1 protein-coding gene is annotated in these 478 nt (G+C 60.3%); it reads left to right on the plus strand.

Annotated elements, in window-relative coordinates; translation table 11 throughout:
• Positions 1–99 precede the first annotated feature (99 nt).
• The gene (locus tag NMG70_RS30725; protein ID WP_254027954.1) at positions 100–459 is read left to right on the plus strand and encodes an endonuclease domain-containing protein; all 360 of its coding nucleotides are present in this window, start codon (positions 100–102) and stop codon (positions 457–459) included.
• Positions 460–478 lie beyond the last annotated feature (19 nt).

The following is a 478-nucleotide window of genomic DNA, read 5'->3' on the forward strand; positions in this document are numbered from 1 at the left end:
AAATGTGACGGCCGATCTCCCCCCAAGTGGGGGAGATGTCCGGCAGGACAGAGGGGGGCGCCGTAGAGCGTCAACCTCAATTGGGACCGAGCATTGACGATGCCTCACACGCCACTGCCTCCGCGAAATCGCGCAAATGCCAAGTCGATGCGCAAAGCCATGACCGACGCTGAACTGAAGCTTTGGAACGAGCTTCGCGCGCATCGGTTGATGGGGCTTGGCTTCCGGAGACAATTTCCGATCGCCGGTTACATCGTCGACTTCGCTTGCCCAGAGAAGAAGCTCGTCGTTGAAGTCGATGGTTCGCAGCATGCCGACGCAGGTGATGAGGCGAGGACAAAGCGTCTGGAACGGGATGGCTGGACCATCCTGCGCTTCTGGAACGACGACGTCATTCGTGACATCGACAATGTCTGCCAGCACATCGTCATCGAGGCGGGGCTCGCCGGTGCGACTTGATACGCCGGCGGGACAGCGC

The sequence above is a fragment of the Mesorhizobium ventifaucium genome (assembly GCF_935822925.1).
GTDB classification, from domain to species: Bacteria; Pseudomonadota; Alphaproteobacteria; order Rhizobiales; family Rhizobiaceae; genus Mesorhizobium; species Mesorhizobium ventifaucium.